We start from the raw sequence: 9,311 nt of genomic DNA, 5'->3' as shown, positions 1-9,311 counted from the left end.
AGCCTGGCCACCACAGCCGAATTGGTTGCGCTTGCGCTTGCGCTTGCGCTTGCGCTTGCGCGCAACGCGCCGTGCCTGGCACACCAAACAAAAAACGGGCCCGAAGGCCCGTTCCTTATACCAATCGCTGTTACAGCGGACCGATGCTGGAGCATGTTTTCTTGGCAGCGGCATGCTTCTGCAGCGGTGCAAGTTGCGGACGGTGCTTACCGCTTTGGACATCCAGGGACATGATGTTCTCACCCCAGCGCGGACCGGCAGCCCAGTAGGTGCTCGGGATGCAGTTCTCAGCAAGGTAAGCCAGCAGTTTGTCAGTCGCAACTACCGCAGACGGAGAGAAGTCCGGAATGCCATGCTCGCCGATGTAACCACGCAGCTTGTTCTTCTTCAGCCATTCGACCCACGGCTTGACCCGCTCGACACCCAGCATCGGAGTGAAGGTTTCGGCGCGATTGCGATAGGTGCCCGAGTAGTCGTAGTCGAGATACTGGTGCGCTTCATAGACCAGGTTGTTCTTCGGATCACGCATCCACGGATCGTCGATCAGCTGGGTGTTGTACTTCTGCCAATGGAAGGCACTGGAGTAACGGTCGCCAGCGACCATGATCCAGGTGCTCGGGTCGATCTTGCGGATCGCCTGACCAGCAGCCTGCGCAGTTTGCGGCCACAAGTTGTTGCCAGTGTTGTACGGCTCGTTCATCAGCCCGTAGCCATACAGGGCCGGATGCTTGGACAGGTGCACAGCGATCTTGCGCCAGGTTTCAGCGAACTGCGCCCGTGGCACTTCCGGCGAGTTGATCACCTTGCCGTAGTAACGGTAGTAGTTGTGCATATCAAGGATGACCTTGATGCCGTGCTTCTGCGCGTAATCCAGCGACTGCTTGATACGGCCCAGTTCCGCTGCGTCCAGTTCGGTACCCAGCTTGGGCTGGATACGCTCCCAGAGGAAGCCCAGGCGAACCAGCTTGAAGCCGAGCCCGGCGTGACGCTTGTAGTAGGACTCGTCCGCGTAGGTATAGCCCTTGTTGTAGATACCGGGAACAGTGCCCGGATCGAACACGCCCGAACCGAAGTTCACACCAACCAGGTCGATACCGCTACCGTCGCTAACCACCGGAGTAGTTGGGGCCGGTGTCGGAGCAGGCGTCGCTGCCGGAGTAGGCGCGACGGTAGCCGGAGGCGTAGTCGTGCCAGTGCTGCTGGATACAACGCTGATGGTTTTCGGATAACCAACGGTGCTACCGGACAACACTGTGCCGCTCAGCATGACCGAAAGGTGGGCGCCCACGTCATAGACCGCCGTGATCTTGCGTACCTGACCGTCCGCCAGTTTCACCGAAGCACCGGTAACAAATGCAGCCTTGTTGGCGCTCGTATCCGGAACAGAGAAACCGGCTTGCTTGCGGTAGATGCCGTTGTCCCAGTCCGCGCTGGTGAAGCTATTCATGCCAGCGGTGTACGTAGTGCTCGGCGCGGTTGGTGCGGGCGTCGGCGCCGGAGCAGGCGCGACGGTTGCCGGAGGCGTGGTAGTACCGGCGGTGGCAGATACTATGCTGACGGAGTTCGGGTAACCGACTGCGCTGGCTGACAGCGCGGAGCCGCCCATCATGACCGAAAGGTGAGCGCCCGCATCATAGACGGCGGAAATCTTGCGCACCTGACCGTCAGCCAGTTTCATCGACGCACCCTTAACGAACGCGGCCTTGTTGGCGGCGGTATCGGGAATCGAGAAACCGGGCGATTTGCGGTAGACGCCGCGATCCCAGTCACCGCTGGTGAAGTTGTTCAGCTTGACGCTGTAGGTGCTGCTGGGTGCAGTCGGGACCGGGGCGGTTGTCGACGGGGCCGCTACCGAGCTGAGCACGGTGCTGACGGTACGCGGCGCACCGACTTGGCTTCCATCGAGCAGGCCGCCATCAACGTAGACGCTGATGTTCTGACCAACCACATAGACCTTGGTGATCTTGCGCACCTGGCCATCGGCGAACTTGATCTGCACGCCTGGTTTGAATGCTGCAATCGCGGCGGAGCTGGCCGGAACAGACAAGCCCGCAGTCCGACGCCAAACGCCATTAAGGAAATCGTTACTGGTGAACTTGTTGATCGAAGACGTGAAAGCGGTCGAGGAAGACGTACTTGCTGTGACGGCAGCAGCCGCTTCGCCTGTAAAGGTAACAGCGCTGAATACGGCAGCGAGCGCGATAGAACGAACGAGTGCCTTAGGGGCGCCCATAAATACATTGGTAAACATTCAGTCTCTCCGAAACTTAATACTTCAAAAGGCCGGAGCCTTTAAAAAAGTGGCGGGAGTTGTAATTAAGTCGTACAGGCGCTTGGGGCAGATGCATCACTTGCGCAACCGGACGAACCGCGTTGCAACGGCACCGGATCACAGTAAGTGGAGCCCGGCAATCCGTTACGTGGCGCCTTTATAATAGGTTTGCAAAATAATTCAAAATCGTTTTGACGGGTTTAGATCGCCAATTATACGTCACAATTTTGACCGGCCATTAGTCCGCTATTACTATGCGGCGTTTTGCTACTACGATCAATAGGTACTCACCCGCTTTAGCCCGCTGCGCAGAGGCAAGTACAGCGTCATTATTTTGAATTTTTTTAACAATGGGCTAGGTATGCAACTATCTGTCGGTCCGACAAACGGTAGCGTAAGGAAGCCTGATTGCTGGCTGCTGATAGACGAGGAAGCAGCGCCTCCCCTCAAGCTTCTCGTACCGGTACAGCGGCCGATGGTCGGCGTATTTGGCCACCATGACCTGAGCCAGCAGGCCGGCAATGGGGATGCCCTTGTCGATCGCCTGGGCCGGCACCGGTGCCTGGATCAGCGTCTCGCACGGATCGCAGACCCATTTGCTGCGGATGTGCCGTTCTACCGTGAAGGTGCCCGGTGTGTAGCCGGTTTTTCGCTGACGTCCTCGCCGATCCGCTTGAGCTGGCAGCCGCAGGCGCATAGGGTGCTGTACGGCTCGTGAGTATCAGCGTGCGCGGCAGTTCGGTCGGCAAGGGCAAGCGCTTGGGTTGCTGGCGTACCTCGCGCTTGCCAGGGGCCGGGTGCCGCTTCGAGTTCCGCCTCGATGGCGGCGATGCCGGCATCGATCGTCCCGTCCACCCATAACTGCCCGACAGCGGTGATCCGCCCGGGTATCGAGACCGGTGCGTCATCCAGGCCTTCGGGCGGACCAAGCAATGGCGCATGATGCTGATCCGGCATTCGGATCGTAGGGCTGCATCAGATTGACGTGCGGCTTCTCCCGTACCTCACCCTTGCCGACCTGTGTCAGCAATGACTTGCAGCAAACCCCGACGAGCCAGCCGAAGCCCATAGGCCGAGGTAAAACTGGCCGCGTATGGAATCTCGCGACCTGCCAGTGTTGCTGTCCTGGCGAAGGGGATCGCAAGCGACGGCCCGTACTTCAGTCGTGCCCAGGACTTCTTCCTGCATCGTACCCGGGAAGCTTGCTATCGCGGTGACCTCCGGAAAAGGCGTTTCGCTCCAGGCTGGCTCCGCACTGTCTTTTCCAACAACACGCCGTGCGGTCATGGCCACCAAATTAGCACCCGGACTATCGCGCCAGTATTGATTGCGCAGACCCCTGAAGGACAGCGCGGCAGTTGGGATCAATTCCTTGGGCAAGTCCCGGTTGCGCGAAAAAAGAACAGATTGCATCGAACATTTTGAGGGTTCGTCCCGGCGCGCGGAAAGCCTTCGCAGTTCAGCGAACGGTCCGGATGACTGGCCTTGGGCCTGTCACCATCATCCAAAGGTGATGTACATCTTGTACCCCACCACCGACATTACACCGACGATGCCCACCCCGATCAACGCCGCCCCCCAGCTTTTTTCGCGTGAGGCAAATCCAACCGTCATCGTCACGAATGCCGCGACCAATATGAACAGCATTACATTCAGTTCGAGCATTTTCAGTTGTTCCTAATGGGTGGAGTGCTCGGGCGCGCAGGTGCGCCCTCGTCAAAATTACAGCCAGGTGGAGAGCGTGATCGATCCGAACTGGTCGTGCTCCTGCTGGCTCTGGAACTCGCGGGTGCGCCAGATGCTGGCGAACGCCAGCTGCCAGCGGCTCCAAGTCAAGGCTACTCCGACTTGGGCATCGCCCACCCACTGGCGACGATCAACCGAGTGACTGTCCTCGAATGTATTTCCATCGAGCAACATATTGTGAGCCATGTAACGGCCTTCAAGATTCGCGAAGCCATACCAGCCGAATCCGCTGCCGGGACGGAAGAACTGGCTGCCGCTTTGCGCGGGAGTGACCGATGGAATGCTGAAGCTTCGCTGCAGGTTCCGCCCGAGCCGCACTCCCAGATCTGCCGATGTGTAGCTGTACAGATTGCCAAGCGAGAAGCCCAGTCCTGGGCCATATTCCAGCTCCAGCCCGCCCATGCGCTCCTGTATCCACCAGCGGTGCCGGTAGGCCAGGTTCACGAAGGGCTCGTTCTCCAACTGATGCCCCCAGCCATTGGGCTCGTCACTGCCGGTGAGCTTGTGTACGGCGCGCTGCAGTCGCTTGCCGCCCGCGGCCGGGCCGACGAGACCAGCGTCCAGGTGCAGTTCCTTGGCCGAACGCCAGCCCTCATGCTGGAAGCCGGAGAATAGCGATAGCCCGGTGAACATCAGTCCGGCATAGGGGCGGTCATCTTCGATCAGCCCATTTTTTTCGATCTCCTCGGGCGTGTAGATCTGATGGCCGAATCGGTAGGCGACGTTGTCCATCACGCTGCCAGACCAGCCCGGCAGGAAGTCGGCGACCCTGCGACTCCAGTGACCCGGGTCTGGCTCGAAGCTCCAGATTACTTCCAGCCCATTGCTGTAATGGCCATCGCTTCCAGAGGAGACGATGTCGTTCTCCGCCTTGATCGAGAGCGTACCGGCCGTTGCCAGGGTCGGGGCGGCCAGAAGCGTGGTCAGGATATACGGGTTAAGTTTGGCACAGTGTTTCATCGGCAACCCCTTGAGCATCTTTGAAATCATCCGTAGCAGGGATGAAGGCGGCCCCTCTCGGCGTCGTGTTCCCAAGCGACCGGCGACCTCGCCACCCTGCCTGTACACACCCCTTGCCGGGCTATCGGTTTGCATCCACCTGCCAGCCACCACCTAGCGCCTGATAAAGGCTGATCAGGTTGTTAATTCGGTTTTCCTCGATCTGAACGACTGCGAGCTCCGTGTTGAACAGATTGCGCTGGGCGTCGAGCTCTTCGAGATATGAGGAGTAGCCGCCTCGATAACGATCCCGGGCTATCGCCAATGACCGTGCCAGAATCTCGCGCCGCGCCTTGACGCGCTCTGCCTGCGCCGCGAACTGCTCAATCCCCGATAGGGCGTTTTCCACTTCGCTGAAGGCGTTCAGCGCGGCGGCCCGATAACCGTAGGCCGCCTGGTCGCGCTGGGCTGTGGCAATCCCGACACCCGCCTCCAGCCGTCCACCGCTGAACACTGGCGCGAGCACGCTGCCCCCCAGCCCCCAGACCCGAACGGGGTCGTAGTCCAGCGAGTTGACGAACAATTGCCCAATACTCGCCGAAAGCTGGACCTGTGGCAGAAATCGGTCGCGTTCAGCATCGAGGTTGAGATCGCTTGCGGCCAGCAGCAGCTCGGCCTGACGGATGTCGGGCCGGCGCCGCAGCAGCTCCGAGGGCAGCGCCGCCGGCTTCAGCGGGAATGCGATCTCGTCGAAGCGACGTCCGCGCGTAACCGGACCGGGCTGCACGCCGATCAGCAGACAAACTGCGTTTTCCTGTTGGCGGATAGCCTGCTCCAGTTCTGGGATCAACTGAGCCGCCGCCTCATATTCGGACTGCGCCTGGGTCAGTTCCAGTTGCGAGGTATAGCCGAGGCTTGCCCGGTCCCTGGCGACACGCAGTGCCTCCAACCGGGACTCGCTGGTCTGGTGGGTCACCTGCAACTGACGGTCCAGCGACAGCAGCGAAATGTAGGCCCTTGCGGTGGTGCTGGCCACCGCCAGCCGCACCGCATCACGCTCCGCTTCGCTAGCCTGATAGCCCAGTTCGGCCGCATCCCTCAGCCTGCCCAGTCGACCCCATACATCCACCTCGTAGGAGACCTGTAATTCAGGCTGAATGGCCGTGGTGCGCTGGATTCCGGTCGTACCGAAATCACGGGTTCGCTGTCCGCCGACGACGGCATCGACCCAGGGCAGCAAGGACGAACGCGCCATCCGGATTTGCTCGCGGGCCTCGTTGACGCGAGCGACTGCCGTCAGGATGTCAGTGTTGGAGGCCAGCGCGGTTTCGACCAGGTGGCTCAGTTGAGGATCGCCGAACCCCTCCCACCACTGCGCCTGAATGACCGTTTGCCCTGCCACGCCGTCGCGCCACGTATTCGGTGCCTCGAACTGTGCCTCGGGCGGAGTCGCCTGTCGGGCCGGGGCGCAGGCGCTCAGCGCCACGGCCAGCAGCAGCGGGCACAGGACCCAGAGCGTCGTCCGGGCGTGCGGGTTCATTGCTCATCCTCCTCGCCATCGGCCGCAGCGGTATCAACATGGGTGACCACCGAGAGACCCGGGCGCAGGCGCTCAGCGAGAGGCTGATCGGCGTCGATAGCGATGCGCACCGGCAAGCGCTGCACCACCTTGGTAAAGTTTCCGGTTGCGTTGTCCGGCGCCAGTACGCTGAACTCCGAACCGGTTGCGGGCGCCAGGCGCTCGACCCTGCCGGTGAGCGTGGCACCGTCCAGCGCATCGACATCGAAGGTTACCGGCTGGCCAACACGTATATGGTGGGTCTGGGTTTCCTTGTAGTTGGCGATGATCCAGAGGCGCTCCGGGACCAGATAAAGCAGTTGCGAGCCCGCCGAAAGATATTGTCCGAGCCGTACCGATATCTGACTGACCAGCCCGTCCTTCGGCGCCTTGATCAGCGTGTTGGCGAGGTCGATTTCGGCCAGACGCAGCGACGCCTCGGCCATGGCAACCTGAGCCTCCAGCCCACCACGAGAAATACCAGTGGACTTGAGCGTTTCTTCGGCAATTCTGATGGCGGCTTTGGACCGCTCCACATTTGCCGCTGCGGAACGTGCCGTGGCACGGATCTGGTCGCGCTCGCGAACCGACACCGAGCCCCGATCGGCCAGTTCGTTGACCCGAAGCTCATCGGCGCGGGCACGGTCGAACTCCGCTTTCGCCGCGCCCAGTTCGGCGCGGCGGGACGCCAGCGTCGCCTGATCGGAAGCAAGTGTCTGCGCCACGTTATCAAGATCGAATCGACGCGCGTCCAGCTCCGCCCTGGCCTGCGCCACTTTCTGGCGATAGATGCGATCATCGATCTGGACCAGCGGCTGGCCTTTCTCGACGGCCTGGAAGTCTTCCACGAAAACATCGCTGACGTAGCCATTGACCTGAGGCGCCAACACGGTGATCTGACCACGCACGTAGGCGTTCTCCGTGGTCACGATGCCGCTGGTGAAGGGCGGCAATCGCCAGGCATAGAGCACGCTGAGCACACCTACGAGAGCGACGATCACCATCAGCACCACGGAGCGGGCACTGGGTTTGATTGTCTTCGGCGGATCATTTTCGATCGGTCCGGCGTCAGCCGGCGCGGCGGATTGCGGCGTACTCTGGTTGGCGTTCAAGTCTTCGTGCGGCTTCTTTTCGTCGGTCATCGGGTCACGTGTCTTGGATATCGGGCGAGGGTGTACCGGCCATGCCTTGGCGCTTCTTCTGTCGTGCGGAACGCAGCAGATGAAACAACGACCAGCTCAGCACGCCGATGGCCAGCAGGCCGATCAGGTGAAAGACATCATTGAAGGCGAGGACATTGGCTTCTCGGCGCACCACCTGGGCGAGTTGGGCAGAGCCCTGCGCTTGGCGCAACACCGGATCGGTCATCAAGGGTGCGTATATTTGCCCCTGCAATTGCAAACGCTGGGCAACGATCGGGTTCGTCGGATCGATCTGCTCGGTTAGATAGCTCGAATGAGCCTTCTCCCGTACGATCTGAAAGGTACCGAAAACCGCAGGGCCGGCGAGACCGCCGAGACTCTGGGTGATCGAGAACAGCACGACGAAGCTGACCAGATAGTTAGGCCCGTTGCTCAGTGCCTTCATCACACCGATGAGCACCAGCGGCCCCATGAACAGCCCACCAGCCAACGAAAGCATTCCCTGGCTAAGGAGCATATCGTGGGGCCTGGTGAGGCTGGTCGCATCGGTGTCGAGAAAACTGCCCGTGGCGATCAGCACGATCGACAGGATGATCTGCGGAACGATGGTCTTCGGGCTGAATGTCAACGCGCTGATGGCAATGCCAAGCACCAATCCGACCAGCATCACCGCATACAACTGCTGAAGCTGATCGGCACCCATTCCGAGGTTCTGTAGCAGGCCTACCGCACCGAAGTTCTGTTCCGAGAGGATGAAGCGCAATGCTATGGCGCCGAAGGCGAAGCGCAGCGTGTCGGCCATTCCCAGCCAGCGGGTTTGCACCAAAGGGTTCCGCCGGTGATGCTCGATCATCAGCGCGCAGATCATCAGCACGATTCCGCCGATCAGAGCATAGGCAATCCATGGTTGCTCGAACCACCATTGCACGCGGCCCTGCGCCAGCACGGCGGCAAATAGCGCCAGTGCCGGAGCGATAAGGAGAAAGGTCACAAAATCCAGCGGCTCGAAAGCCTTGATGTGTTCACCCGGCGGTAGCTTGAGCACTACGACTGCAGCCAATGAGCACAGCGCCAAGCCCGCTTCGAAGACATACAGGCGATGCCATTCCCCCAGATCCAGCAAGGCAGGCGAGAGCAACCACGCAAGTGGCGTCGCCAGCTGGGATATACCGATCCCGATGATCAGTCCCTTGCCCATATCGGCCTTGCGAAACGCCTGAAGCATGTAGAGCACCGCGAGCGTACTAACGGTGGCGCCAGCAAACCCGCTGACCGCGCGGACGAACATGGCCATACCGAAGCCTTCAACGAAGACATGGCCCACTGTGACTAGTGCGTAGATGCTCAGACCGATTTCGGCGAAACGGCGCAAACCGTACTGCTGCCGGAACTTGATCAATAACAGGTTGGTGGAAACATTGACCATCAGATAGGCGGCGGGCAACCAGGCGCCCTGGGAGGGGGTCAATCCCAAGTCCCCCTGGATGGCGGCAAGATTGGCGCTGAACAGCGCGTTGCCGAGACCGCCGGTAAGGCCGACCAGCACCGCCACCAGTGCATAGGCGAGCCGGATCGGGTTGCTGTGCAGCGGAGTCGAAGGCGAGCCCGGCATCGATGGGCGCTCGTGCGGCTCCCACTTCGGGTTTGGCTTTAG

General features: G+C 60.7%; 6 protein-coding genes and 1 pseudogene. All 7 read right to left on the bottom strand.

Going from position 1 to position 9,311, the window contains the following annotated elements; genetic code table 11:
* Positions 1 to 130: 130 nt before the first annotated feature.
* Complete coding sequence (locus NA637_RS23065) at positions 131 to 2,251, bottom strand: glycoside hydrolase family 5 protein (protein WP_256074861.1); 2,121 nt, start codon at positions 2,249 to 2,251, stop codon at positions 131 to 133.
* A gap of 460 nt (positions 2,252 to 2,711) precedes the next feature.
* Positions 2,712 to 3,112, bottom strand: a pseudogene (locus tag NA637_RS23060) (IS66 family transposase zinc-finger binding domain-containing protein); the annotation flags it as partial.
* 660 nt (positions 3,113 to 3,772) lie between these two features.
* A complete protein-coding gene (locus NA637_RS23055) occupies positions 3,773 to 3,937 on the bottom strand; it encodes a hypothetical protein (protein WP_256074860.1) in 165 nt (54 codons plus the stop codon).
* Positions 3,938 to 3,994: 57 nt separating this feature from the next.
* Positions 3,995 to 4,978 carry a lipid A deacylase LpxR family protein gene (locus tag NA637_RS23050; RefSeq protein ID WP_256074859.1) on the bottom strand — a complete coding sequence of 328 codons (984 nt, stop codon included), beginning with the start codon at positions 4,976 to 4,978 and terminating at the stop codon, positions 3,995 to 3,997.
* A 121-nt stretch (positions 4,979 to 5,099) separates the two neighbouring features.
* Positions 5,100 to 6,497, bottom strand: a complete 1,398-nt coding sequence (locus tag NA637_RS23045; RefSeq protein ID WP_256074858.1) for an efflux transporter outer membrane subunit — start codon at positions 6,495 to 6,497, stop codon at positions 5,100 to 5,102.
* Complete coding sequence (locus NA637_RS23040; protein ID WP_256074857.1) at positions 6,494 to 7,657, bottom strand: HlyD family secretion protein; 1,164 nt, start codon at positions 7,655 to 7,657, stop codon at positions 6,494 to 6,496. Before NA637_RS23040 ends, NA637_RS23045 begins: the two co-directional genes overlap by 4 nt.
* 4 nt (positions 7,658 to 7,661) lie before the next feature.
* On the bottom strand, positions 7,662 to 9,269 hold the full coding sequence (locus tag NA637_RS23035) for an MFS transporter (RefSeq protein WP_336605512.1): 1,608 nt from the start codon (positions 9,267 to 9,269) through the stop codon (positions 7,662 to 7,664).
* Between the last annotated feature and the right edge of the window lie 42 nt (positions 9,270 to 9,311).

The sequence above is a fragment of the Stutzerimonas stutzeri genome (genome assembly GCF_024448935.1).
Lineage (GTDB): Bacteria > Pseudomonadota > Gammaproteobacteria > Pseudomonadales > Pseudomonadaceae > Stutzerimonas > Stutzerimonas stutzeri_AO.
This window is presented reverse-complemented; position numbering and strand designations above follow the sequence as displayed.

What these genes read in the sequence shown, in the direction of transcription:
- NA637_RS23050 (WP_256074859.1), bottom strand. Translation starts at nt 4,978, where the DNA reads ATGAAACACTGTGCCAAACTTAACCCGTATATCCTGACCACGCTTCTG.
- NA637_RS23055 (WP_256074860.1), bottom strand. Translation starts at nt 3,937, where the DNA reads ATGCTCGAACTGAATGTAATGCTGTTCATATTGGTCGCGGCATTCGTG.
- NA637_RS23045 (WP_256074858.1), bottom strand. Translation starts at nt 6,497, where the DNA reads ATGAACCCGCACGCCCGGACGACGCTCTGGGTCCTGTGCCCGCTGCTG.
- NA637_RS23065 (WP_256074861.1), bottom strand. Translation starts at nt 2,251, where the DNA reads ATGTTTACCAATGTATTTATGGGCGCCCCTAAGGCACTCGTTCGTTCT.
- NA637_RS23035 (WP_336605512.1), bottom strand. Translation starts at nt 9,269, where the DNA reads ATGCCGGGCTCGCCTTCGACTCCGCTGCACAGCAACCCGATCCGGCTC.
- NA637_RS23040 (WP_256074857.1), bottom strand. Translation starts at nt 7,657, where the DNA reads ATGACCGACGAAAAGAAGCCGCACGAAGACTTGAACGCCAACCAGAGT.